The following is a 23,521-nucleotide window of genomic DNA, read 5'->3' on the forward strand; positions in this document are numbered from 1 at the left end:
AGCCTGTCGCGCCGACGATTTCGGCGCCCACCGTTTGCCACCGCCTACAGCAATGTTCAATTTCGAACGTTCGGGTCTGAGCCAGAAACTGACCATCATTTCCGTGCTGTCCACCGGCAGCGCCCTGATGCTGGTGTTCTTCGCGTTTGCCGCGACATCCGTGCTGAGCCGCACCGACGACGAGCGCCGGCAGCTGTCCTCGCTGGCCGGCGTGATCGGCAACAACAGCGTGGCGGCGCTGCTGTCGGCCGACACCCGGCGCGCCCAGCAGACGCTGACCACGCTGGCGGTCGAAGACCAGATCCAGCAGGCCATCCTGTACGACAGCACCGGCCAGTTGCTGGCGCGCTACAAGTCGGCCGCCCTGCCCGCCGAACAGGATGCGCCGGAACAATTGGCGATCGAAGACAGCGGCGACACAGTCCGCACCTTCCACAGCGGCCCGCTGTGGGCGCCGGCCTTGCGCCTGTACCGGCCGGTGCACGTCAAGGACGAGTTCATCGGCACCGTGATGATCGAATGCGCGCAGACCCGCATGTGGCTGGACCTGTTCAAGCACCTGGCCGCGGCCGCCGTGGCCGCCATGCTGTCGTTCATGATGGCGCTGCTGACGGCGGCCCGCTTCAAGGGCAGCATCGCCGAGCCGGTCGGCAAGCTGATCGCCGCGGCCCAGCAGGTCAGCCGCGGCTTGGCCACGCCGCGCATCGTCCACCAGCGCAGCGACGAGCTGGGCGCGCTGACCGACAGCTTCAACGACATGCTGGCCCAGGTCGAGGCGCGCGACGCCGCGCTGGAGCAATACCGCGACCAGCTCGAACGCCAGGTCGGCGTGCGCACCGAGCAGCTGGAGAAGGCCAAGAACGCCGCCGAGGCCGCCAGCCAGGCCAAGAGCGCCTTCCTCGCCACCATGAGCCACGAGATCCGCACGCCGATGAACGGCGTGCTGGGCATGACCGAGCTGCTGCTGGCCACCCGCCTGAGCGAGCAGCAGCGCCACTACACCAGCATGGTCAAGCGCTCCGGCGAACACTTGCTGGTCATCATCAACGACATCCTGGATTTCTCCAAGATCGAGGCCGGCAAGCTGACGGTCGAATACATCCATTTTAATTTCCGCGAATTGCTCGACGACATAGACAACGTCTTCTCGCCGCAGGCGCAGGCCAAGGGCATCCGGCTGGAGCTGGCGATCGCCTACGATATCCCGATCGCCATCTGCGGCGACCCCAACCGGCTGCGCCAGGTCATCTTCAATCTGCTGGGCAACGCGATCAAGTTCACCGAGAGCGGCAAGATCACCGTCAAGGTCGCCGTGGTGCACGAGGACGCGCAAACCGTCGGCCTGCGCTTCGAGGTGCACGACACCGGCGTCGGCGTCTCCAGCGAGGCGCGGGCGCGCATCTTCGATTCGTTTTCGCAGGCGGACGGCTCGACCACCCGCAAGCACGGCGGCACCGGCCTCGGCCTGGCGATCTCAAAACAACTAGTGGAGCTGATGGGTGGCACGATAGGAGTCGACCATGCGCTAACGCAAGGATCGATCTTTTGGTTTGCCGTAAATTTTGACAAACGTCGCGTCGATGTCGACGATCCTTCTTTCCACGCCACCCAGGAATGCCGCGCCTTGATTGTCGATGAGAATCCCACCAGCCGGGACGAGCTGGCAACGCTGCTGCGCGGCTGGCGCATCGCCAGCGCCGGCGCCACCGCCACCGACGCCCTGCCGCAACTGCGCGAGGCGGCCGCCGCCGGCCGGCCCTACGACGTCGCGCTGCTGGACATGGAGTTGCCGCGCACCAGCGGCCTGGCGCTGGCCGCCGCGATCCGCGCCGAGCCGGCGCTGGCCGCCACCCGGTTATTGCTGCTGAGCACCGAGCGCAACGCCGCCGACGGCGTCCAGCGGCGCGAAGCCGGCGTCGCCTTCCAGCTGATCAAGCCGCCGCGCGCCTGCGACCTGTTCGATTGCCTGCTGGCGCCCGGCCGCGGCGCGCCGGCGCGCCCGGCCGAGGCGGCGCCGGTCGAGGCGCCGCCGGCCGCCGCCCCGGTGGCCCCGCCGCTGGCCGCCTTCAGCCCCGGCCCGACGCCGGCCCCGCGCGCGCGCAGGCGGCGCAAGGTGTTGCTGGCGGAAGACAACCCGGTCAACGTCGAAGTGGCCAGCGCCATGCTCGAAGGGCTGGGGCTGGACGTGAGCCGCGCCTGCAACGGCGAGGAAGCGCTGCAGGCGGTGCAGGCCACCGAGTTCGACCTGATCCTGATGGATTGCCAGATGCCCGTCATGGACGGCTTCGCCGCGACCACGGAAATCCGCCGCCGCGAACAGCAGCGCGGACGCGGCCGCAGCATGCCGATCGTCGCCATCACCGCCAACGCCCTGCAGGGCGACCGCGAATCCTGCCTGGCGGCCGGCATGGACGACTACCTGAGCAAGCCCTTCACGCAGCAGGCGCTGGGGCAGACCATTTCCCGTTGGATCAGCCTGCCGCGCAAGCCGGCCGCGCCGGACGCACCCGAGCCGCGCCCGGCCGCCCCCGCGTCCACCGGCCAGATCAACCGCCAGGCGCTGGAAAACATCCGCGCCCTGAGCGCCACCCACGGCGACGCCCTGCTCGAGCGCGTGCTGCACGCCTATCTCGACGACACCCCCAAGCACTTGCACACGCTGAGCCAGGCCATCGGCGCCGGCAACATCAGCCAGATGCGCAAGGCCGCCCACAGCCTCAAGTCCAGCAGCGCCAACGTCGGCGCCGACGCGCTGGCGCAGCGCTGCAAGGAGCTCGAGCTGCTGGGACGCAACGACACCACCGCCGGCGCCGCTGTCCTGCTGGCCGATATGGAACGCTCTTTCCAGGCCGTGCGGCAGGCATTGGGAGCCATCCTGGAAAAGGAAACATGACATGGCAAGCCCAACCTCCCCCAAGCGCGGCCTGGTGCTGGTCGCCGACGACGATCCGGTGATGCGCCTGCTGATGCTGGAAATGCTGGGCCAGGTCGGCCTGGACGCGGTCGAGGCCGAAGACGGCGTGCAGGCCGTGGCCCTGTTCCAGCGCATGACGCCGGACCTGCTGCTGCTCGACGTCGACATGCCGGGCATGGACGGCTTCGCCGTGTGCCGCGAGATCCGCCGCCTGGAAACCCAGACCACCGTGCCCATCATCATGGTCACCGGCGGCGACGAGCTCGAATCGGTGACCCAGGCCTACGAGGCCGGCGCCACCGATTTCGTCTCCAAGCCGATCAACTGGCCCATCCTCGGCCACCGGGTGCTGTACGTGCTGCGCGCCAGCGACGCCATCACCCGCCTGCGCATCGCCGACGCCCACCACCGCGCGGTGCTGGCGGCGATCCCGGACACCTTCTTCCGCATGAACAAGGACGGCTACTACCTCGACTACGAGCAGGGCCACGAGGCCAGCGGCGTGTTCGACAGCGACCAGTGCGTCGGCCGCCACCTGAACCAGGTGCTGCCGGACGACATCGCCCGCCACATGCTGGAGCAGGTGCAGACCGTGCTCGACACCCAGCACATCCGCTCGCTCGACTACCAACTGCCGGTCGCCGGCGCCGCGCGCGCGCGCCAGGGCGAACACGCGGTGGCGGCGCCGGTGCGGCATTTCGAGGCGCGGCTGGTGGCCACCGGCCCCGACGAAGTGCTGGGGCTGGTGCGCGACATTAGCGAACGCAAGCGCACCGAGGAACAGATCCGCCGCCTGGCCTACTGCGACAGCCTGACCGGCATCCCCAACCGCCAGGCCTTCCTGGAAACGCTGGAGGCCGAGCTGGTGCGCTCGCGCAAGGGCAACAAGAAGTTCGCCGTGCTGTTCATGGACCTGGACGCCTTCAAGCGCATCAACGACACGCTGGGCCACGACGTCGGCGACCACCTGCTCAAGGCCGTCTCCGAGCGCCTGCGCGAAACCACCCGGCCCAGCGACCTGGTGTCGCGCACCGAAGTGGGCGGCAACAACCTGGCGCGCCTGGGCGGCGACGAGTTCACCATCCTGATCCCCGACCTGGAGCGGGTGGAGAACGCCCTCAACGTGGCCCACCGCGTCAAGGAAGCCATGCGCCGGCCCTTCCTGCTCGACACCAATGAAATCTTCGTCACCGCCAGCATCGGCATTTCGCTGTACCCGGAGGACGGCGAGGACTGCAACTCGCTGCTCAAATACGCCGACACCGCGATGTACCACGCCAAGAACTGCGGCAAGAACAACGCCAAGCTGTACAGCTCGTCGCTGACGATGCAGATCATGAGCCACGTCAAGCTGGAAGTGGGCCTGCGCAAGGCGCTGCAAAACAACGAGCTGTATCTGCTGTACCAGCCGCAGATCGACGTCTCCAGCGCCCAGGTGGTCGGCGTCGAAGCGCTGGTGCGCTGGCGCCACCCGGAACGCGGCATCATCTCGCCGACCGAGTTCATCCCGCTGGCCGAGGAGACCGGCCTGATCGTGCCGATCGGCGAATGGGTGCTGCGCACCGCCTGCCGCCAGGCGATGGCGTGGCAGGCCGCCGGCAAGCAGCCGGTGCGGGTGGCGGTCAACCTGTCGGCCAAGCAGTTCAAGGATGAGAACCTGACCCAGATCGTGCTCTCCACGCTGCACGACACCGGCCTGCCGGCCGAGCTGCTGGAGCTCGAGCTGACCGAAGGCACGCTGATGGACGACGCCCGCGCCACCATGGTCACGCTGGAGCAGTTGCGCGGCATCGGCGTCTACCTGTCGATCGACGACTTCGGCACCGGCTACTCGTCGATGAACTACCTCAAGCGCTTCGACGTGCGCGCGCTGAAGATCGACAAGAGCTTCATCAGCGGCCTGCCGCAGGATTCCGAGAACGCCGCCATCACGCGCGCCATCATCGCCATGGCGCACGGCCTGAAGATGGCGGTGGTGGCCGAGGGCGTGGAGACCGGCGCCCAGCTGCTGCTGCTGGAACAATTCGGCTGCGACCTGGCGCAGGGCTACTACCTCGGCCATCCGTCGCCGCCCGAATCGATCGACCTCATGCTCGGCAACCAGTTCACGATCAACGGTCTGGCGCCCAGCGACGATGGTCACGCGATAAAGTTCCGCGCCCAGCTTTGACGCCCCTCGCCTCCCGGTCGGCTCAGCTGCCTAAGATGGTCAGGCAGTTGTCCGAGCCAAGGAGGTCACATGGACCAGCAAGAACATTCCTTCCGCCTGGTGTTCACACCGGAGCGGCATCACCAGCGGCAACCCCTGGTGCTGCGCGCGGCCGCCGTCTCCAGGCGGGTCGACGCGCTGTTCAAGGCCATGTCGCGCGACTACCTGCTGCGCGAACAGTTCATCACCGACCCGGCCCAGGTGCTGGCGGACTTTGCCATCGGCGAAAAGCTGCCGGAGCAGCGCGCCTCGGTCAGCAACCAGCTGGTGTATGCGATCCTGGCCAACCGCCACATGCGGCGCTGGCTGCGCGACTACGCGGCCGATCACCAGCACACCACGCCCAGCCGCACCGAGTTCATGACCGCGTTCGGCAACGCCGTCATCCAGCATGGCGACTACCATATCGTGTTGGCGCTGGTCCGCGGCGGCATCGAAAGGGAATCGCCGTTCGCCCTGGGCGGCGTGGAGCAGGCGATGCTGTTCACCAGCAGCCCCATCTTCGCCAGCGGCTTCCTGGTGCCGACCGACCACCGCACCAGCAACGACTCGAACAGCACGCAGAACTTTGAACACAGTTCGGCCACCATCGGCACCGGGCCGGGCACCGACGAAGGCACCGAGGTGGGCCCGGACCCCGGCCCCCAGCCTGGCACAGGCACAGGCACCAGCACCAGCACCAGCACCAGCACCGATACCGGTACCGGTACGGACACCGGAACCAACACGGGAACCGATACGGGGACGGGGACGGGGACCGATACCGGCACCGACACGGGCACAGATACCGGCACGGGGACCGACACCGGCACCGGCACCGATACCGGCACCGAAAGTGGCGCCAGCGGCACCGGATACGATCCCTATCGCGGCCAGGAGTACGTGCGCGTCACGATCGAGGCGCTGGTGCAGTACGCCCAGATCCTGGAGTCGCGCGGCGTACTCGCCATCTCCGAGGAGCAATTCAATGTCGCCCGCTGATTCGGAAGCGCCGCTGCTGCGCCGGCGCGCGCACACGCTGTCCATCATGCCGACCTTCACCTGCCCGGCCGAGTGCGCGGATTGCGGCACCCTCTCCAGCCCGCGCGAGCGCAACCGGCTGGCGCTGGCGCCCATCCTGGCCGCCATCGACGAAGCCAGGCAACTCCGGTTCAGCAATGTGGTCTTCACCGGCGGCGAGGCCACGCTGGAATGGAAAACCCTGCTGCAAGGCATACGCCACGCCGCCGACCACGGGCTGCCGGTGCGCCTGGTCACCAACGCCCACTGGGCCACCAGCCTGGAGACCGCGCGCGAAAAAATCGCCGCGCTGATCGATGCCGGCCTGTCGGAAATCAACTACAGCACCGGCGACGAGCATGTGCGCTTCGTGCCGCTGGAGCGCGTGGTCCTGGCCACCGTGGCCGCCTGCGAGCGCCGCTTCCGCACCCACGTGATGATGGAGCTGAAGCAGGACCGCCACATCACGCCGAAAATGCTGACGGAGCACCCGCTGGTCGCCGCCCTGCAGCCCGATCAATTCGCCGCTCTGACCGTGCTCAGCAGCCCCTGGATGCCGCTGCACCACGAAACCATTTACCGCTATCCCGACGGCGTGGCCTGCGACGTGCAGGCGGCGGCGATACGCGGCGGCTGCTCCAGCGTGCTCAAGACCTATACCTTGCAGGCGGACGGCCGCGTCGGCTCCTGCTGCGGCCTGGGCCTGCGCGTCATCCCCGAACTGAACGTCGCCGACACCGGCCAGCCGGGCTTCCTGCGGCGCGCCATCGTCGAATCCGAGGAAGACTTCCTCAAGCTGTGGATACACCACCAGGGCCCGGCCAAGGTGGTCGCCTGGGCCGCCACGCACAACCCCGACATCAAATGGGAGGGCCTGTACGCCCACCAATGCCAGATGTGCCAGCGCCTGTACCACGACGACGCCGTGCGCAAGGTGATCGAGGAGCATTGGCAGGAAATGATCGCCGAAGTGCTGCAGGCGGCTTGGCTGGACGATGTGCACATCCCCGACTCGCTGGGCAGACTGAACGCCGAAGCCGCCTGAGGGCCGCCGCCATGACCTTGATGAACCCGGCCGCGCCACCGCAGCCTCCGCTCACGGTCGCCAAGCTGCGCCACGACGCCGAGCAGTTCAGCTACCTGCAGCGGCTGGGCGTGCTGGGCGCCGAGTACAGCCCCATCGTGCAGCGCTACCGCCAGCTGGCCGACCACATGGCGGCCAACCATATCGACAAGCGCGAGCGCCCGACAGCGGACCAGCTTGCCGGCATAGGCGACATCTACAACCGCATCATCCACCGGCGCGCCACGCCGGCCGTGCAGCAAACCTGGTCGGGCAGCTGGCAAGGCGCCGATGTCGAACTGGCCTATCGCAGCAAGCCGCCCGGCATCGTCGTCATCGACGACTTCCTGGCGCCCGCAGCGCTGGACAGCCTGCGCCGCTTCTGCCTGGAGTCGACCGTCTGGAACTCGCTGCGCTACTCGCACGGCCGCCTGGGGGCCTTGCAGCGGGACGGCTTCAACTGCCCGCTACTGGTCCAGCTGGCGCACGAACTGCGCCGCACCCTGCCCCGCCTGATCGGCGAGCGCCATCCGCTGACGCAGCTGTGGGCCTACAAATATCCGCCCCATATGCCGGGCGACGACGTACATGCCGACTTCGCCGCCATCAACGTCAATTTCTGGATCACGCCGGACGACGCCAATCTCGATCCGGCCAGCGGCGGCATGCACATCTACGACGTCGAAGCGCCGCCGGACTGGGACTTCATCAGCTACAACCGGCGGCCGGACCTGATACGACGCTACCTGGCCGAGGTCGGCGCGCGGGCGCGCTACGTGCCCTACCGGCAGAACCGCGCCGTCATCTTCAACTCGGACCTGTTCCACGGCACCGCCGCCTGCACCTTCCGCGACGACTACGAAAGCCGCCGCATCAACGTCACCATGCTGTACGGCCACCGCCACGAGGACGACTTCCGCCGGCCGCCGCCAACGACACGGGAAAATGAAAGTACGCCTTATGCCGACTGGCGTTCCGCCGCACTGCACCGCTCGGACAGGAGGCCATGATGAGCTCGCAACTGGGACAGGATCACTTCGTGCTGGCGGTACTGAACGGCAAGCGCGACGGCTACTTCCTCGACTCCGGCGCCGCCGACGGCGTCCGCTCCAGCAACACGCTGCTGCTGGAATCGGCCTATGGCTGGCGCGGCATCTGCATCGAACCCAACGACCGTTACTTCCAGGCGCTGCAAAGAAACCGTCAATGTCTATGCATACACGGCTGTCTCTACGACCGCGAAGGCGAAGTCGAATTCCTGGAAGGGGCGAACATGCTGGGCGGAATCTTGCAGGAATATACGCCGGCCATGTTGCGCTACACGCAGCATGTGTTCGGGCCCGACCTGGCAGCCGTGCGCAAGCGCACGCGCACCATCGCCTCGGTGCTGTACGAATGCAGCGCCCCGCCGGTGATCGATTACTGGAGCCTGGACACCGAAGGTTCGGAGCTGGCGATACTGAAGAGTTTTCCGTTCGACGACTACCGGCTGCGCGTGCTCACGGTGGAGCACAACCGCCAGCCGGTGCGAAAAGACATCAGGCAATTCCTGGAAGCGCGCAGCTTCCGCCACATCCACGACTTCGGCATCGACGACTGCTATCTCGGGCCCGATGCGCACGTTCCACAAAGCGAGCCATATGCCGCCTGGCGCAGTTCGGCGCGGCACCGGCGTTAGAGCACGCCGTCCCGCTTCATGGCGGCGATGTCCTCGACGCTGTAGCCCAGCGACTGCAAGACCTCGTCGTTGTGCTGCCCCAGCGACGGGCCTATCCACTTGGTGTGGCCCGGCGTGGCCGACAGCTTGGGCGAGATCGCCGGCAGCTTGACCGGCGTGCCGTCGGCGAAGTGGTGCTGCTCGAACATCTCGCGGGCGATGAACTGCGGATCGACCATCATGTCGCGCACCGAGTAGATTTTCCCGGCCGGCACATCGGCCGCCTTCAGCACGGCCAGCGCGCTGTCGATGTCCTGGGAGTCGCACCAGGCCTGGATCGCGTCGTCGATCTCCTGCGTGCGCGGCACGCGGCCGTCGTTGCGCTCCAGCTGGGGATCGCCGGCCATGTCGATGCGGCCCATGGCCAGCATCAGGCGCTTGAAGATCGCGTCGCCATTGCCGGCGATGACGATGTTCTCGCCGTCCCTGGTGGTGTAGGTGTTCGACGGCACGATGCCCGGCAGCGCGCCGCCGGTGCGCTCGCGCACCACGCCCGCGTGGTCGAACTCCGGCACCAGCGATTCCATCAGGTTGAACACGGATTCGTACAAGGCCACGTCGACCATCTGGCCTTGGCCCTTGAGCTTGCCGCCGGTGGCGTCGCGGTGGCGCAGCGCCATCATCGCGCCGATCACGCCGTGCAGCGCCGCCACCGAATCGCCGATCGACACGCCGACCCGCACCGGCGGCCGGTCCGCGTGGCCGGACACATAGCGCAGCCCGCCCATCGATTCGCCGATGGCGCCGAAGCCCGGCAGGTCCTTCATCGGCCCGGTCTGGCCAAAGCCCGACAGGCGCACCATGATGGTGGCGGGATTGACGGCCTTCAGTTGCTCGTAGCCGATATCCCACTTCTCCAACACACCGGGGCGGTAGTTCTCGATGATGATGTCCGCCTCCAGCGCCAGTTGGCGCGCGATGGCGCGGCCGCGTGCGTCCTTCAGGTTCAGGGTCAGCGATTTCTTGTTGCGCGACTGCACCGACCACCACAGCGAGGTGCCATCCTTCAGCACCCGCCATTTGCGGATCGGATCGCCGCCGTCGGGCGACTCGATCTTGATGACCTCGGCGCCGAACTCGCCCAGCATGCGCGCACAAAAAGGGCCCGCGATCAGCGTGCCCAGTTCCAGTACTTTTATCCCGGCCAATGGCAAAGCAGGGGTTTCAGGCGGCAAGCCGCCTGCCTGCGTGCGGTCTTCCCCTGCCAGGGAAGACTCCCGCCCTACAGGGCTAACGGGGCCAGCGGTATTCTTATCGGTCATGTCGCCCTTCGGTCCAGCATGGCGCGGGCGATGGTGCCCGCGTCCACGTACTCCAGCTCGCCACCGACCGGCACGCCGCGCGCCAGCCGGCTCACGCGCAGGCCGCGCGCCTTCAGCATCTCGCTGATGTAGTGCGCGGTAGCTTCGCCTTCGTTGGTGAAATTCGTGGCCAGCACCACTTCCATGACCAGGCCGTCGACCGCGCGCGCCACCAGTTTTTCCAGGTGGATGTCCTTGGGCCCGATGCCGTCCAGCGGCGACAAGCGCCCCATCAGCACGAAGTACAGGCCCTTGTAGGTCAGCGTCTGCTCGATCATCAGCTGGTCGGCCGGCGTCTCCACCACGCACAGCAGGCGGCGGTCGCGCTGCTCGTCGTTGCAGGTGTCGCAGACATCTTCCTCGGTGAAGGTATTGCACAGCGCGCAGTGATGCACGGCGCTCACCGCCTGGTGCAGCGCGCGCGACAGCATGTCCGCGCCTTCACGGTCATGCTGGAGCAAGTGAAACGCCATCCGTTGCGCCGACTTGGGGCCGACACCGGGCAGACGGCGCAACGCCTCCGTCAGAAATTCCAGCGATTTGGACATGGAGCTGTGCGGCAGCCCTTAGAAAGGCATCTTGAAGCCGGCCGGCAGATTCATGCCGGAGGTCAGGCCGCCCAGCTTTTCGGCGGAGGTGGCTTCGGCCTTGCGCACGGCGTCGTTGAAGGCGGCGGCGACCAGGTCTTCCAGCATGTCCTTGTCGTCGGCCAGCAGCGACGGGTCGATCGAGACGCGCTTGACGTCGTTCTTGCAGGTCATGACGATCTTGACCAGGCCGGCGCCGGACTGGCCTTCGACTTCGATCAGGGCCAGTGCGTCCTGCGCCTTCTTCATGTTGTCCTGCATTGCTTGTGCTTGCTTCATCAAGCCGGCCAGTTGGTTCTTCATCATGATGGTGTTCTCCGTAGATTGAAAGTGAAAGATGTGATCAGTTGGCCGCAGCCGATACGGCTGGCGGTGGCGTGATGGAACCCGGCACCACCCAGGCGTCGAACTCGCGGATCATGCTGTTCACAAAGGGATCGTTGGCGACGGTGTCCTCGGCGGCGCGCTGGCAGGCTTCACGGTGCGCCTGCGCTTCGGCGCTGGCGGTGTACCAGACGGCGCCCAGCTCGGTATCCACGCGCACCGGACGGCCGAAGCGTTCGGTCAGCGCGACCGTGAGCTTTTCGACGTTGCCGGGCGTGCGCCAGGTTTCGATCGGCACGCGGACGTTGAAGACCACCGCGTTGCCGTCCATGCGGCATTCAATGAGTTCGGCCTGCATGGCCAGCTGCTGGGCCACGCCGCGCAAGGGCAAGGCGGCGGCCACGGCCGGCCAGTTGCCGTCCCAGTCCAGTTCCGGCACCGGCGTGATGACGTAGGCGTGCGGCGCCTTGGCCGGCGCCGGCGCGGCGCGGGCCGGCATGACGACGGCTTGCGCCTCGTCGGCGTAGGCCAGCGGTGGCGGCGCCTGATGGTGCGATGGCGCGTGCGACGACGTGTGCGATGGAGCCTGCGACGGGCTGTGCGATGGCGGCTGCGCAGGCGCGTAGGCCTGGGCCGGCGCTACCGCGCGATCGTCGGAAAATTCAGTGACCCAGGGTGGTAGGTCATCCTCTTCGTCTGCCTGCTGCTGGGCAGGCTTGGCGGCGGGCGCGGCTTGCGGCGCGACCTGTTGAGGTGCGACCTGGCGCACCGGTGCTTCCAGCACAGCCGCTTGCGCATCGCCGCCCATGGTGCTTGCCGGTGGCATGTCATCCCACGGCGCAGGACGCGATGGCGCGACCGCAACCGGCGCACTCGGCGCGGCAGGCGGCGTGTATGCGGCGCTCGGCGCCTGCGGCTGCGAGGACGCGCTCGGCATCTGCGGCTGGGAAGGCGCCGCACTTGCTGGCGCGGCAGCCGGCGACGCCACTGGCGCCGAAGCGGCAGGCGCCGAGCTTGCCGACGACGAACGCGCACCCGGCTTGGATGCCGCACGTGCCGCTTCCAATGCCGCATTGATCGCGGCCCGCGCCGTACTAATCGGCGCGGCAGGTGCTACCGGAGCTGCCGGAGCTTCGGCCTGCGCTGGCGCCGCAGCAACCGGCGCCGGCGCTGGTGGTGCAACCGGCGCAGACGGCATCGCACTGGCTGGCGGGGTCTGTGCAGCCGGAGCCGCGTACGGCGCCGGAGCAGGCGCCTCGGCGCGCGCCATCGCGGCGGCAGCACCGGCGAGCACCGCTGCCGGCGTCACACTGGCATGGCTGGCCTGCATATGCGCAGCCGCGCGCGCAGGCGGCGCCGCCGCGGCGCGTGCCGCCGCCACCGCCGCCGGACGCGACAGCGCTGGCGCCGCAGCCGGTTGTCCCTCGGCCCCGCCTACGCCGGGCCGAAAGGCCAGCATGCGCAGCAAGGTCATCGAGAAGCCCGCATATTCATCCGGCGCCAGGCCCAATTCATTACGTCCATGCACGGCGATCTGGTAATACAGCTGCACTTCTTCCGCATCGAAAGCGCCGGCCAGGCGCACGATGTCGGCATACTCCGGCAAATCGTCCGGCAAAGCGGCCGGCACCGTCTGCGCCAGCGCGATCCGGTGCAGCAAGGTGCCCAGGTCCTGCAAGGCGCCGTTGTAGGACAGGCTGCGCGTGGCCATCTCGTCGGCCACGGCCAGCAGGTCCGCGCCATCCTGCGCGGCCAGCGCATCGAGCAAACGGATCAGGTAAGACTGGTCCAGCGCGCCCAGCATGCCTTGTACCGCGTCCAGCGTCACCTCGCCGGCGGCGTAGGCGATCGCCTGGTCGGTCAGCGACAGCGCGTCGCGCATCGAACCGTGCGCGCCGGCGGCCAGCAGACGCAGGGCCGGCGCCTCGAAGGTGATGCCCTCCTGCCCCAGGATGTTATCCAGATGGCCGATGATGTGACCGGGCGGCATCTGCTTCAAATTGAACTGCAGACAGCGCGACAGCACCGTCACCGGGATCTTCTGTGGATCGGTGGTGGCCAGGATGAACTTGACGTGCTCGGGTGGTTCCTCCAGCGTCTTCAGCATCGAGTTGAAGGCGTGGTTGGTCAGCATATGCACCTCATCGATCATATAGACCTTGAAGCGCGCATTGCTCGGCGCGTACACCGCCTGCTCCAGCAGCTGCGCCATCTCGTCGACGCCACGGTTGGACGCCGCATCCATCTCGATGTAGTCGACAAAGCGGCCGGCATCGATCGCGGTACAGGCTTCGCACACGCCGCACGGGGTCGGCGTGATGCCGCCGGTGCCGTCCGGGCCGATGCAATTGAGCGATTTGGCCAGGATGCGCGACAAGGTGGTCTTGCCGACCCCGCGCGTTCCGGTGAACAGATAGGCGTGGTGCAGGCGACCGCTGTGCAAGGCGTGCGTGAGCGCGCGCACGACGTGCTCCTGGCCGACGAGCGTTTCGAAATTCTTGGGGCGGTATTTACGGGCGAGGACTTGATAGGACATGCTGGGATTTTACCGTAGATAGCGGGTGCAAAGGGCCTATCCTGCTCAGCTAATAAGATGCGGCGCAGGGTCGCCAAAACGGCAATTGTAACAAGGCGTGGCCGGATTGGGTAATTGGAGCGGACTGTCCTACAATGTGTTTTTCTTTTAACATGAAAATATATGAAAAAACTTGTCCTGCTGCCGTTGCTGTTGCTGTCCATCGCCGCCCACGCCGACGAACGCGAATGGGTGCCATATAAGAAGCTGGTCGAGGATACGCGCATCGACCGCTTCTACGCCCTGCCCGCCGCAGAGCGCGACAAGCTCAGCGTTTTCCTGGCCGTCAAGCCCAAGAACAAGAACTACAAGCCGTCCGATGTCGTGCTGACCGTGGTCCATGGCGGCGAGCGTCAACAGCTGCCGCCGCTGTCGGGCGACTTCCGCATGGCCCTGGTGCCCAATCCCAAGTGGATGACCGACGACACCAAGATCATGACCAGCCTGCCGAAGGAAGAAAAGTCCGCGGTCGCGCTGGAGGTGCTGGCGCTGCTGCCTGAAGGTACGCAGTGGAACTACGCGCAAGTCATGGGCAGCATAGGCCAGATGAACGCCGGCATCAAGAAGGTCGCAGGGGCCATGAGCATGTTCGTCCCGAACGTGAAAACGGTGGTGTTCAAGTTCAGCAAGCCGGCGCAGCTGAAGGTGGGGGCCACCGCCTACAACACGGATGCGAAGAACCTCATCAAGCTCAAGCCTGACGCCGCGCTGCTGAAGGAGAACCCGCTGATGGTGGCGTCGGAACGGCCGCTGGAAGCGGCGCTGGATGACGAGTAACCGAAGAAGACCAAATAAAAAAAGCTGCCCTTGGCAGCTTTTTCATTTTCCCGAAGGAGGCGAGCCTGATCTGCGGCACTTATGGTTAATAGCCGTGGCTGCTTCGTTCCCGACCTGACCAGGTTAGCCATGCCACAATGCGCAGGGGCCCGCCGGGATCAATTATAACCTACAGCCCCAACTCCTGCCAAATCTGATCCACCCGTGCCTTCACCTCGGGCGTCATGCTGATCGTGGTGCCCCACTCGCGCGTGGTTTCGCCCGGCCACTTGTTGGTGGCGTCGATGCCCATCTTGCTGCCCAGGCCACTCACCGGCGAGGCGAAGTCCAGGTAGTCGATCGGCGTGTTGTCGACCAGCGTGGTGTCGCGGGTCGGATCGACGCGGGTCGTGATGGCCCAGATCACCTCGTTCCAGTCGCGCAGGTTGACGTCTTCATCGACCACCACGATGAACTTGGTGTACATGAACTGGCGCAGGAAGCTCCACACGCCGAACATCACGCGCTTGGCATGGCCGGCGTACTGCTTCTTGATCTGCACCACCGCCATGCGGTAGCTGCAGCCCTCGGCCGGCAGGTGGAAATCGGTGATCTCCGGGAACTGCTTCTGCAGCAGCGGCACGAACACCTCGTTCAGCGCCAGGCCCAGGATGGCCGGCTCGTCGGGCGGCTTGCCGGTGTAGGTCGAGTGATAGATGGGATCGCGGCGCATCGTGATGCGGTCGATGGTGAACACCGGGAACGAGTCCTGCTCGTTGTAGTAGCCGGTGTGGTCGCCGTACGGGCCTTCCAGCGCATGCTCGTAGCCGCTCGGATGGTTTTCATCAGGATAGATATGGCCTTCCAGCACAATCTCCGCCGACGCCGGCACGCGCAGCTCGCTGCCGATGGCCTTGACCAGCTCGGTGCGGCTGCCGCGCAGCAGGCCGGCGAACTGGTATTCGGACAGGCTGTCCGGCACCGGCGTCACCGCGCCTAATATAGTAGCGGGATCGGCGCCCAGCGCCACGCAGATCGGATACGGTTGTCCCTTGCTCTGTATGGCGTGCTCGCGGAAGTCCAGCGCGCCGCCGCGATGGGCCAGCCAGCGCATGATGACCTTGTTCGGCCCCAGCACCTGCTGGCGATAAATGCCCAGGTTCTGGCGCTTCTTATTAGGACCCTTGGTAATCACCAGGCCCCAGGTAATCAAAGGCGCCACATCGCCCGGCCAGCAATGCTGGATCGGCAACTTCGACAGGTCGACATCGGCGCCCTCCCAGACGATCTCCTGGCACGGCGCGCCGCGCAACTCCTTGGGCGCCATGTCCCACACGGCTTTCACCAGCGAGCCCATGCCCATCAGGTCCTTGAAGCCTTTGGGCGGTTCCGGCTCCTTCAGGCGCGCCAGCACGTGGCCGATCTTGCGCAGCTCGCCCACGCTGTCGGCGCCCATGCCCAGCGCCACGCGGCGCTCGGTGCCGAACAGATTGCCGAGCACCGGCATGCTGTGTCCGGTCGGATTCTGGAACAGCAAAGCCGGGCCGGCGGCCCGCAAAGTGCGGTCGCAGACCTCGGTCATCTCCAAATATGGTGAAACGGGCACCAAAATAGGCTTAAGTTCGCCCATTCGTTGCAGTTGAGAAATAAAATCTCGCAAATCAGAATATTTCATCGTTTTTTAATTTTTTCTTACAACGCAGCATACTGTTTAAAAAGACAGGTCAAGTAGTTGATTTTATTGGTTTTAGGCGCAATACAAGCAAAAAAGTAAGATTTAAAAGTTATAGCTTTGATTGGCGTTAGTATTGACTTGATATAAAACGGCTTCTACAATTTGCCCTACTTGAAGAGAACACGGTTCAGCACGGGATATTCCGGAAACGCGGACCACATAAATGTGTTGCTTATTCATTCACGGAGTCGGGGCTCCACATGACATTTTAAGGAGTGTTTTCAAAAGGCGTCTGCCTTACCCCCGAAAGAAGTTGTATTGCGACTGATCGAATACCACAGGGAAACATCAGCTCTAGCAAGCAATGACGGCGTCCAACGCGCGCTCCCAGCGGCGACGGACGATGATATTTCTGATGCACGGCATTAGCACCCGGTTAGCTGCGTTCGACGCTGGCGGGGACCCGCTTTTACGGACATTCCAGGGGAATTCTATGAACAATCGTTTTATCGGTGCAACGCAGTTTGCCCGCACCATGGCTCGCCAGCCAGCAGCGTGGATTTCCACGACTCGCGTATCGGCAAAAGGCGTGTTGACCACCGCCCAACACACGCTGACCATTCTGGGTGTGACCGCTTTAGTAGTGATGGCAGTACTGTTTGTCCGTCCCGACCTGGCCAAGGCACTGAGCAACAGCCTGAACCACGAACCGGAAATCGAAGCCGTTGCCGTCGTGGCGCCTCCCCTGTCGTCGCTGATGGAAACCCCGGCTTCCACCCCGGCCGCCAGCACCGCACCGCTGACCGCCGAAGAAAAAGCCCTGCTGGGCACGCAGAAGCAGCAGCAATGGGTCACATCCTGGCTGTCCAAGCGTTACCGCGTAGCGGGCGACGCCGCCAACATGCTGGTGTCCACCGCCTACCTGACGGCGCGCGAGATCAAACTCGACCCGCTGCTGATCCTGGCGGTGATGGCGATTGAATCGGGCCTGAATCCGTTCGCGGAAAGCCCGGTCGGCGCGCAAGGCCTGATGCAGGTGATGTCGAAGATCCACCACGACAAGTTCCAGGAAATGGGCGGCCTGCAAGCCGCACTCAATCCAGTGGCCAACATCCGTGTCGGTTCGCTGATACTGAAGGACTACGTCACCCGTGGTGGCTCGGTCGAAGCTGGTTTGAAGATCTATGTCGGCGCCGCGGCGTTCGAACATGATGACGGCTACGGCTCGAAAGTGCTGGCCGAGTACCAGCGCCTGAAGCAAGTTTCGGCAGGCAAGAAAGTGCCGACCATCACCCCAATGATGGCAGCAGCGCCAGTCAAGCCTACCCCGCCGGTCGCGGCGGTAGACAAGTCGGTCAGCGGCACCCAGATCGCCGGCCTCTGATTTCAGGCCTCAAGACAACTAAGCCACCTCGCGAGGTGGCTTTTTTACGCTTGGCGCATCAGCGCGGGCAAGTGCTGACCTTGGTTTTAACCCCGTCCCGGAAGGGATCGCGGCCACCGGTCAGCGAATTGGACTCCATCACCGCGCAATAACTGCCGCCGGCCGAGCGCACGCGCGTCATGAGACGGCCGTCGGGCGTGGTGAAATTCTCGAGCGTGGTGCCGTTGTCGCCGGCATAGGCGCCTCCCAGCTTGGCTGCCAGCGCCGTCGTGTCGTTGGCAATCTTCTTGTCGCGTGGATTCCAGGCTTCCTTGCGCAGTTGCCGATCGACGGCGGCAGCGCTGTTGAGTGAGCGTTGCAGCAGATCCTCGGCCGGCTTGGCGGGCGGTTGTGCAAACGGGTCCGGAGGCGGCGTGGTCTGCGTGATGGCTTGCGGGGCTTGCGCCGGCGGCTGAACTGGCTGCGCTTGCTGCACGGGCGGCAGCAAGGTCATGCGCGGCGCGACCGCCTCCCTGACCGGTTTGGGCTGGGCAACCGCCTTGGGCGCCGGCGCCAGGATATATGTGATGGCCTCATGGCGGCCCACAGAAGCCGCCAGAGGCCGCTCGGGCGCGCGCCAGCCGATAAAGGCCAGCAAATGCGCGCCGGCGATCAGCGCCAGCCAGCCACGGCGACGCCAGGCCGGCGGCCGGTTCAGGTTATGCAGTTCGATGATGCGCCCTCGACATTGATTTTAAGTCAACGGATTCTGCGGCGCAGCCCCTTCCCCGTCAAACCCAAATAAAAAAAAGCCACCACAAGATACCTTGGGTGGCTTTAGACAGTACCGAACGCTGCTTAGCGTTTTTTGTCGGCGGCGACTTCGTCAGGACGGACGCGGGCGGCCAGCTTGTCCAGCACGCCGTTGACATATTTGTGGCCGTCGATACCGCCGAAGGACTTGGTCAGCTCGACCGCTTCGTTGATGACGACGCGGTAAGGGATTTCCAGGTTGTTCTTCAGCTCGAACGCGCCGATCAGCAGCACCGCGTGCTCGATCGGCGACAGTTCGCCCACGCCGCGGTCGACCAGCGGCGCGAAGCTTTCGCGCAGAGCGACCGAATCCTTGATCGCGCCGTACAGCAGCACGGTGAAGTGGTCGCCGTCGGCCTTGTCGAAGCCGTGCGCGGCGCGGATGTTGTTGACCACGGTGGATGCGTCTTCATTGTTCAGCAGCCACTGATATAAACCCTGCAACGCAAACTCACGCGCGCGGTGGCGCGGCGTACGGTTCTTGCTAGGGTTGGCGTGCAAAATTTTATCTGTCATGGTTATACCTGTTCTTAAATACTGTCAAAATCCGGCTCAGTGCGCCGGCGCATACCGGCACACTGCGCCGTTTCCTACCTATGCTTACTCGTCGTCGCCCTGGTCCTGGCTCAGCTCTTCCAGCGCGATGGTCAGATTGGCCATCTCCACCGCCACGCGCGCCGCATCGGCGCCCTTGACGGCCATGCGGGCTTCGGCCTGCTCGTCGTTCTCGGTGGTCAGGATCGCGTTAGCGATAGGAATACCATAATCGAGGCCGATGCGGGTGATGCCGGCGCCCGATTCGTTCGAGACCAGCTCGAAGTGGTAGGTTTCGCCACGGATCACCGCGCCCAGCGCGATCAGCGCGTCGAACTGCTGCGACTCGGCCATCTTCTGCAGCACCAGCGGCACTTCCAGCGCGCCCGGCACGGCCACGTGCAGCACGTCTTCGTCGGCCACGCCCAGGTGCTTCAGTTCGGCCAGGCAAGCCGACAGCAGGCCGTGGCAGACATCCTCGTTAAAACGGGCCTGAACGATGCCGATGCGCAGTCCGTCGCCGGACAAATTGGTTTCGTAGCTTCCTACAGTCATGGAGTGCCTCTTGTATGTTGGTTGAATTACTGTGGTTTGGCCATGTAGCCGGTCACTTCCAGATCGAAGCCCGTCATCGACGGCATCTTGCGCGGGCTGGCCAGCAGCTGCATCTTGCAGACGCCGACTTCGCGCAGGATTTGCGCGCCGATGCCATAGCTGCGCAGGTCCATGCTGGCCGCGCGGCCTTTCGGTTTGGTTTCCGGCTTGCCCAGCGCGTCGAACTGGGCGAAGAACTGCTCCGCCGTTTCCTCGCAGTTGAGCAGCACGATCACGCCGCGCTCGGACGCCTTGACCGCCGCCAGCGACGACGACAGGTTCCACGAGTGGGTGGTCGCTTCCGATTCCAGGATATCCAGGATGGACACCGGCTGATGCACGCGCACCAGGGTTTCCTTGCTCTTCTCGATATCGCCGTGGACCAGCGCCAGGTGGGCCGAGCCGCTCGGCTTGTCGCGGAAGGCGATCATGCGGAAGTCGCCCTGGGCGGTCTTCAAAGGACGCTCGCCGATCTTCTCGACCAGCGACTCGTTGCGGCTGCGGTAGTGGATCAGGTCGGCGATGGTGCCGATCTTCAGGCCGTGTTCCTTGGCGAACTCCAGCAGGTCCGGCAGGCGCGCCATGGTGCCGTCGTCCTTCATGATCTCGCAGATCACCGAGGCTGGCGTCAGGCCGGCCATCGCGGTCAGGTCGCAGCCGGCTTCGGTATGGCCAGCGCGCATCAGCACGCCGCCCGGTTGCGCCTTCAGCGGGAAGATGTGGCCGGGCTGGACGATGTCCGACGGCTGCGTGTCCTTGGCGACGGCGACCTGGATGGTCTTGGCGCGGTCGGCCGCCGAGATGCCGGTGGTCACGCCCTCGGCCGCTTCGATCGACACCGTAAAATTGGTGCCGAAGGCGGTGCCGTTACGGGCCGACATCATCGACAGGTTCAGCTGGTCGCAACGCTCTTCGGTCAGGGTCAGGCAGACCAGGCCGCGCGCATGCTTGACCATGAAATTAATGGCTTCAGGCGTCACAAAATCCGCCGCGAGCACCAGGTCACCTTCGTTTTCCCGGTCTTCTTCGTCGACCAGGATCACCATGCGGCCAGCGCGCAATTCGGCGACGATTTCTTCGGTGCTGGAAATTGACATTTTTAATCCTTTGTAGCGGAGCTAGAACAGGGCGCTATTTTAAAGGATTTACGCCCGCCCCACCGCAAAAGCCCGCTTTTATCCGCCAAATGGCCGGCTTTAGAAGGCTCCCTCTGGATAAAATATCAACATTCCAGCACAAATCCGGCTAGACCCGGCCAGCCATGACGCCGCCGTCAACATCCCACACCGCGCCGGTGACCCATGACGCCTTGTCCGACAGCAGGAACATGATCGCTTCGGCCACATCGCGCGGCGTGCCGACGCGGCCGATCGGATGGAAGCTGTTGAAGCCTTGCAGCGCGCCATGCACCTCGGCTTTGGGGATGAAACCCTCGTAGATCGGCGTCTCCACCACCGCCGGCGACACGGCGTTGACGCGGATCAGGCGCGACGCCAGCTCCATCGCCAGGTGCTGGGTCAACGCGTGCAGGCCGGCCTTGGCCATCGAATAGGCGGACGACGGCGTTGCGGCGATCGCCTGCTTGCCCCACATCGAACCGATGTTGACGATGGAGCCCGGACGACCAGCCCTCACCAGGTTGGCAGCCACCTTCTGCGTGACGAAGAAGAAAGCCTTGTTCAGCGCCTGGTATTGGTCGTAGTCCGCCTCGCCATGTTCGAGGAAAGGCTTGGGGAAGAACACGCCGGCGGCATTCACCAGCAGGTCGACATCCTGGTGCCCGTCATCGATGGCGTCCAGCAGACGCTGCAAGCCTTGCGCGCTGCCCAGATCGGCCGTCAGCGCGGCTACCGTGCCCAGCTCCGACAGCGCGGCGCGCGCCGCCGCCGTTTTCTCCGGGCGATGGCCGACGATCACCACGCTGGCGCCCTGCTCCAGCGCCATCCGCGCCGTTTCCAGCCCCATGCCGCTGGTGCCGCCGACAACCAACAACTTCCTGCCATTCAATGTATGCATCATTCACCTCGCAAGTTACCAACTAGTTGGTAGGTTTTGACAGCTAAAAAATGCCGGCAAGCGCCGGCACGGAACGCCGCCGGTCGTCAGGCCAGCAACGTCGACAGATAAGTTTGCGCTACGCCGGCCGGACCGCGCGCGCCGCGCACCGAGCGGGCCACGATCATCGCGCCTTCCAGCGTGGCCAGGAAAGCATCCGCCAGCGCACGCGCCTCCGGCTGCGCACGCAGTTGCTGTGCGCGCTGGCCTTCGGTGATCACCATCGCCAGCCAATCGGTGTTGGCCTCGAAGAAGCGGCTGACCTCGTGCGCCACGCCGTCTGGCAGCGACTTGGCCTCCGCCCCCAGCATGCCGCAGACGCACAGACGATGCTCGGCGGCGAAGGTGTTTTCGAACAGCGTGGCGTAGGCGGTCAGGCGATCCGGCGCCCTGGCGTGCTGGACCTCGATGCGCAGCAGCTGCTCGCGGAAGCGATGCGTGTAGCGCTGCGCCACCGCGGTCGCCAGATCGCCCTTGGTCGCGAAGTGATGGTGGATGCTGGGCTTCTTGATGCCGACCAGCTTGGCCACGTCGTCATAGGAAAAGCCGTTGTAGCCGCGCTCCTGGATCAGGCCCTCGGCCGCATCGACCACCCGCAGCGCGGACTCGGACATCTCGGAAAAATGCTTCATTTACTGGCTCTCTTTGTGATCGGCACTCGGCAGGTGCCCGACTTTGACCAGGATGATACAGCCTTCGCGGCTGAACGGCTGATGCGCGCTCAGGTGCGGACTGCGCAGCCAGGTGCCGGCCGGGTAGCGGCCGAACTCGTCTTCGAACACACCTTCCAGCACGTAGATCTCCTCGCCGCCGTAGTGCCGGTGCGGGTTGAAGCGGGTGCCGGGCGCCCAGCGCACCAGCGCCGTATGGGTGGTGCCGAACTCGGACAAGGGCATCACCGACAGCCCGGGTACCAGGCCCGGCAGCCATGCCGTCGCGCCGGTATCGATGCGCACGGCTTGCGTATCGTGCGCATCCATGTGGCGCAGCTTGACCAGCAGCGTACAGCCGCCGACCGAGCCCGGCGCATGGGACGAGCCCGGCGGATTCTTGAGGTAAGCGCCGGCGCCGTAGCTGCCGGATTCATCGATAAAATCGCCGTCCAACACCAGGATCTCTTCGCCCAGCTCGTGCAGATGGCTGGGGAAGCTGCTGCCTGGCGCATAACGCACGATGGACGTCGCGCGCGCCACCTCGCCGCCGTGGCGTTCCAGCATCTTGCGCTGTATGCCCTGCGCAGGCGAATCGACCCACGGCAAGTCTCGCGACTGCACCACGGCACGCTGGCTGTAATCTGAGTTGATGTTCATAAGATCCTTTACCGACTAGTTGGTAGGCATACTAGTCGAGACTTGAGGCACTGTCAACGCCCGGATCACCGGGCGTTGCGAGGCCCTTACTTGCCGGCGGCGCCGACCGAGACCATGCGCTCGACGTAGCGGGCGATCAGGTCGATCTCCAGGTTGACCTGCTTGCCCACGACCAGATGCTTGAGCGTGGTCATGGCGATGGTGTGCGGGATCAGGTTGATCGAGAACTGGCAGACCAGGTCCTTGCCGGTGCCGATGTCGGTCACGCGATTGACCGTCAGCGACACGCCGTTGACAACGATCGAGCCCTTGAAGGCCAGGAACTTGGCCAGCTCGTGCGGCGCTTCGATCACCAGCTCCCACGATTCGCCCACGCCCTCGAACTTGCGCACCACGCCCAGGCCGTCCACATGGCCCGACACCAGGTGGCCGCCCAGGCGCTCATTGAGCGTCAGCGCCTTTTCCAGGTTCACTTCGGTCAGCGTGTCGAGGCCGACGGTGCAGTTCAGGCTTTCGCGCGAAACGTCGACGCGGAAGCTGCTGTCGTCCTTCTCCACCACGGTCATGCAGGCGCCGTTGATGGCGATCGAGTCGCCCAGCGCGACGTCGGCCAGCGGCAGGCCGCCGGCGTTGATGTTCAGGCGCACGCCCGCGAACGAGCCGCCTTCCAGCGGCGTGACGGATTCGATTTTGCCGATAGCGGCGACAATTCCAGTAAACATGGGTATGCTC

Annotated in this window: 21 protein-coding genes and 1 other RNA gene; 8 read left to right on the forward strand and 14 right to left on the reverse strand. The window is 65.2% G+C overall.

All coding sequences use genetic code 11. From position 1 onward, the window contains the following. The first annotated feature begins 52 nt into the window (after positions 1 to 52). The 6 genes from KVP70_RS27370 to KVP70_RS27395 all read left to right on the forward strand — a co-directional run bounded on the left by KVP70_RS27370 (position 53) and on the right by KVP70_RS27395 (position 8,863). Positions 53 to 2,893: a hybrid sensor histidine kinase/response regulator gene (locus KVP70_RS27370; protein ID WP_217945575.1), complete on the forward strand. Its 2,841-nt coding sequence runs from the start codon at positions 53 to 55 to the stop codon at positions 2,891 to 2,893. A gap of 1 nt (position 2,894) precedes the next feature. Then, on the forward strand, positions 2,895 to 5,084 hold the full coding sequence (locus KVP70_RS27375) for a putative bifunctional diguanylate cyclase/phosphodiesterase (protein ID WP_217945576.1): 2,190 nt from the start codon (positions 2,895 to 2,897) through the stop codon (positions 5,082 to 5,084). A gap of 69 nt (positions 5,085 to 5,153) precedes the next feature. Next, entirely contained in the window at positions 5,154 to 6,104 is a 951-nt protein-coding gene (locus tag KVP70_RS27380) for a hypothetical protein (protein ID WP_217945577.1), read from the forward strand. Continuing rightward, a complete protein-coding gene (locus tag KVP70_RS27385) occupies positions 6,091 to 7,167 on the forward strand; it encodes a radical SAM protein (RefSeq protein ID WP_217945578.1) in 1,077 nt (358 codons plus the stop codon). The genes KVP70_RS27380 and KVP70_RS27385 overlap by 14 nt, the downstream gene beginning before the upstream one ends. An 11-nt stretch (positions 7,168 to 7,178) precedes the next feature. Continuing rightward, positions 7,179 to 8,195 (forward strand): phytanoyl-CoA dioxygenase family protein, encoded by a 1,017-nt coding sequence (locus KVP70_RS27390; RefSeq protein ID WP_217945579.1) that lies wholly within the window; start codon positions 7,179 to 7,181, stop codon positions 8,193 to 8,195. Continuing rightward, complete coding sequence (locus tag KVP70_RS27395) at positions 8,192 to 8,863, forward strand: FkbM family methyltransferase (RefSeq protein WP_217945580.1); 672 nt, start codon at positions 8,192 to 8,194, stop codon at positions 8,861 to 8,863. The genes KVP70_RS27390 and KVP70_RS27395 overlap by 4 nt, the downstream gene beginning before the upstream one ends. Here KVP70_RS27395 and KVP70_RS27400 read toward each other — a convergent pair. Genes KVP70_RS27400 through dnaX form a run of 4 tightly spaced genes read right to left on the reverse strand, consistent with a single transcriptional unit; the run spans position 8,860 to position 13,650 of the window. Continuing rightward, positions 8,860 to 10,164 carry a CaiB/BaiF CoA transferase family protein gene (locus KVP70_RS27400; RefSeq protein ID WP_416053860.1) on the reverse strand — a complete coding sequence of 435 codons (1,305 nt, stop codon included), beginning with the start codon at positions 10,162 to 10,164 and terminating at the stop codon, positions 8,860 to 8,862. The genes KVP70_RS27395 and KVP70_RS27400 overlap by 4 nt on opposite strands. After that, a complete protein-coding gene (gene recR / locus KVP70_RS27405; RefSeq protein ID WP_217945581.1) occupies positions 10,161 to 10,751 on the reverse strand; it encodes a recombination mediator RecR in 591 nt (196 codons plus the stop codon). Before recR ends, KVP70_RS27400 begins: the two co-directional genes overlap by 4 nt. An 18-nt stretch (positions 10,752 to 10,769) precedes the next feature. Continuing rightward, positions 10,770 to 11,096 carry a YbaB/EbfC family nucleoid-associated protein gene (locus tag KVP70_RS27410; protein WP_020705779.1) on the reverse strand — a complete coding sequence of 109 codons (327 nt, stop codon included), beginning with the start codon at positions 11,094 to 11,096 and terminating at the stop codon, positions 10,770 to 10,772. A 37-nt stretch (positions 11,097 to 11,133) separates the two neighbouring features. Beyond that, positions 11,134 to 13,650: a DNA polymerase III subunit gamma/tau gene (dnaX, locus tag KVP70_RS27415; protein WP_217945582.1), complete on the reverse strand. Its 2,517-nt coding sequence runs from the start codon at positions 13,648 to 13,650 to the stop codon at positions 11,134 to 11,136. A 162-nt stretch (positions 13,651 to 13,812) separates the two neighbouring features. Between dnaX and KVP70_RS27420 the strand changes: the two genes are divergently transcribed. Further along, on the forward strand, positions 13,813 to 14,466 hold the full coding sequence (locus tag KVP70_RS27420) for a hypothetical protein (RefSeq protein WP_217945583.1): 654 nt from the start codon (positions 13,813 to 13,815) through the stop codon (positions 14,464 to 14,466). Positions 14,467 to 14,521: 55 nt separating this feature from the next. Here KVP70_RS27420 and ffs read toward each other — a convergent pair. Together ffs and ubiD are read right to left on the reverse strand one after the other, a co-directional pair. Beyond that, positions 14,522 to 14,620: signal recognition particle sRNA small type (gene ffs / locus KVP70_RS27425), an RNA gene on the reverse strand. A gap of 15 nt (positions 14,621 to 14,635) precedes the next feature. After that, complete coding sequence (gene ubiD / locus KVP70_RS27430) at positions 14,636 to 16,120, reverse strand: 4-hydroxy-3-polyprenylbenzoate decarboxylase (RefSeq protein WP_217945584.1); 1,485 nt, start codon at positions 16,118 to 16,120, stop codon at positions 14,636 to 14,638. 493 nt (positions 16,121 to 16,613) lie between these two features. Between ubiD and KVP70_RS27435 the strand changes: the two genes are divergently transcribed. Further along, positions 16,614 to 17,504, forward strand: a complete 891-nt coding sequence (locus KVP70_RS27435) for a transglycosylase SLT domain-containing protein (RefSeq protein WP_229225125.1) — start codon at positions 16,614 to 16,616, stop codon at positions 17,502 to 17,504. Between the two features lie 58 nt (positions 17,505 to 17,562). Here the strand turns inward: KVP70_RS27435 and KVP70_RS27440 are convergent, their stop codons facing one another. The 8 genes from KVP70_RS27440 to KVP70_RS27475 form a co-directional block, all read right to left on the reverse strand. Next, on the reverse strand, positions 17,563 to 18,141 hold the full coding sequence (locus KVP70_RS27440; protein WP_217945585.1) for a hypothetical protein: 579 nt from the start codon (positions 18,139 to 18,141) through the stop codon (positions 17,563 to 17,565). Positions 18,142 to 18,341: 200 nt separating this feature from the next. Then, positions 18,342 to 18,812, reverse strand: coding sequence for a transcription antitermination factor NusB (gene nusB / locus KVP70_RS27445; RefSeq protein ID WP_008446744.1), 471 nt, complete (start codon positions 18,810 to 18,812; stop codon positions 18,342 to 18,344). Between the two features lie 84 nt (positions 18,813 to 18,896). Further along, positions 18,897 to 19,385: a 6,7-dimethyl-8-ribityllumazine synthase gene (ribH, locus tag KVP70_RS27450; RefSeq protein ID WP_026335219.1), complete on the reverse strand. Its 489-nt coding sequence runs from the start codon at positions 19,383 to 19,385 to the stop codon at positions 18,897 to 18,899. A 26-nt stretch (positions 19,386 to 19,411) separates the two neighbouring features. Continuing rightward, positions 19,412 to 20,521 (reverse strand): bifunctional 3,4-dihydroxy-2-butanone-4-phosphate synthase/GTP cyclohydrolase II, encoded by a 1,110-nt coding sequence (gene ribBA / locus KVP70_RS27455; protein ID WP_217945586.1) that lies wholly within the window; start codon positions 20,519 to 20,521, stop codon positions 19,412 to 19,414. Between the two features lie 148 nt (positions 20,522 to 20,669). Continuing rightward, positions 20,670 to 21,440: an SDR family NAD(P)-dependent oxidoreductase gene (locus KVP70_RS27460; protein ID WP_217945630.1), complete on the reverse strand. Its 771-nt coding sequence runs from the start codon at positions 21,438 to 21,440 to the stop codon at positions 20,670 to 20,672. 86 nt (positions 21,441 to 21,526) lie between these two features. Next, positions 21,527 to 22,111, reverse strand: coding sequence for a TetR/AcrR family transcriptional regulator (locus KVP70_RS27465; protein WP_217945587.1), 585 nt, complete (start codon positions 22,109 to 22,111; stop codon positions 21,527 to 21,529). Continuing rightward, entirely contained in the window at positions 22,112 to 22,789 is a 678-nt protein-coding gene (locus tag KVP70_RS27470) for a cupin domain-containing protein (protein ID WP_217945588.1), read from the reverse strand. It abuts the gene before it with no gap. A gap of 86 nt (positions 22,790 to 22,875) precedes the next feature. Beyond that, positions 22,876 to 23,511: a riboflavin synthase gene (locus tag KVP70_RS27475; RefSeq protein WP_217945589.1), complete on the reverse strand. Its 636-nt coding sequence runs from the start codon at positions 23,509 to 23,511 to the stop codon at positions 22,876 to 22,878. Between the last annotated feature and the right edge of the window lie 10 nt (positions 23,512 to 23,521).

The sequence above is a fragment of the Duganella violaceipulchra genome (genome assembly GCF_019166075.1).
In the GTDB taxonomy this organism is placed as follows: domain Bacteria; phylum Pseudomonadota; class Gammaproteobacteria; order Burkholderiales; family Burkholderiaceae_D; genus Rugamonas; species Rugamonas violaceipulchra.

Excerpts from the sequence above, each read along its gene's own strand:
- ubiD (WP_217945584.1), bottom strand. The coding sequence starts at position 16,120 with ATGAAATATTCTGATTTGCGAGATTTTATTTCTCAACTGCAACGAATG.
- KVP70_RS27370 (WP_217945575.1), top strand. The coding sequence starts at position 53 with ATGTTCAATTTCGAACGTTCGGGTCTGAGCCAGAAACTGACCATCATT.
- KVP70_RS27460 (WP_217945630.1), bottom strand. The coding sequence starts at position 21,440 with ATGCATACATTGAATGGCAGGAAGTTGTTGGTTGTCGGCGGCACCAGC.
- recR (WP_217945581.1), bottom strand. The coding sequence starts at position 10,751 with ATGTCCAAATCGCTGGAATTTCTGACGGAGGCGTTGCGCCGTCTGCCC.
- KVP70_RS27395 (WP_217945580.1), top strand. The coding sequence starts at position 8,192 with ATGATGAGCTCGCAACTGGGACAGGATCACTTCGTGCTGGCGGTACTG.
- ribBA (WP_217945586.1), bottom strand. The coding sequence starts at position 20,521 with ATGTCAATTTCCAGCACCGAAGAAATCGTCGCCGAATTGCGCGCTGGC.
- KVP70_RS27390 (WP_217945579.1), top strand. The coding sequence starts at position 7,179 with ATGACCTTGATGAACCCGGCCGCGCCACCGCAGCCTCCGCTCACGGTC.
- KVP70_RS27375 (WP_217945576.1), top strand. The coding sequence starts at position 2,895 with ATGGCAAGCCCAACCTCCCCCAAGCGCGGCCTGGTGCTGGTCGCCGAC.
- KVP70_RS27435 (WP_229225125.1), top strand. The coding sequence starts at position 16,614 with ATGAACAATCGTTTTATCGGTGCAACGCAGTTTGCCCGCACCATGGCT.
- nusB (WP_008446744.1), bottom strand. The coding sequence starts at position 18,812 with ATGACAGATAAAATTTTGCACGCCAACCCTAGCAAGAACCGTACGCCG.
- ribH (WP_026335219.1), bottom strand. The coding sequence starts at position 19,385 with ATGACTGTAGGAAGCTACGAAACCAATTTGTCCGGCGACGGACTGCGC.
- KVP70_RS27420 (WP_217945583.1), top strand. The coding sequence starts at position 13,813 with ATGAAAAAACTTGTCCTGCTGCCGTTGCTGTTGCTGTCCATCGCCGCC.
- KVP70_RS27380 (WP_217945577.1), top strand. The coding sequence starts at position 5,154 with ATGGACCAGCAAGAACATTCCTTCCGCCTGGTGTTCACACCGGAGCGG.
- KVP70_RS27465 (WP_217945587.1), bottom strand. The coding sequence starts at position 22,111 with ATGAAGCATTTTTCCGAGATGTCCGAGTCCGCGCTGCGGGTGGTCGAT.
- KVP70_RS27475 (WP_217945589.1), bottom strand. The coding sequence starts at position 23,511 with ATGTTTACTGGAATTGTCGCCGCTATCGGCAAAATCGAATCCGTCACG.
- dnaX (WP_217945582.1), bottom strand. The coding sequence starts at position 13,650 with ATGTCCTATCAAGTCCTCGCCCGTAAATACCGCCCCAAGAATTTCGAA.
- KVP70_RS27470 (WP_217945588.1), bottom strand. The coding sequence starts at position 22,789 with ATGAACATCAACTCAGATTACAGCCAGCGTGCCGTGGTGCAGTCGCGA.
- KVP70_RS27410 (WP_020705779.1), bottom strand. The coding sequence starts at position 11,096 with ATGATGAAGAACCAACTGGCCGGCTTGATGAAGCAAGCACAAGCAATG.
- KVP70_RS27400 (WP_416053860.1), bottom strand. The coding sequence starts at position 10,164 with ATGACCGATAAGAATACCGCTGGCCCCGTTAGCCCTGTAGGGCGGGAG.
- KVP70_RS27385 (WP_217945578.1), top strand. The coding sequence starts at position 6,091 with ATGTCGCCCGCTGATTCGGAAGCGCCGCTGCTGCGCCGGCGCGCGCAC.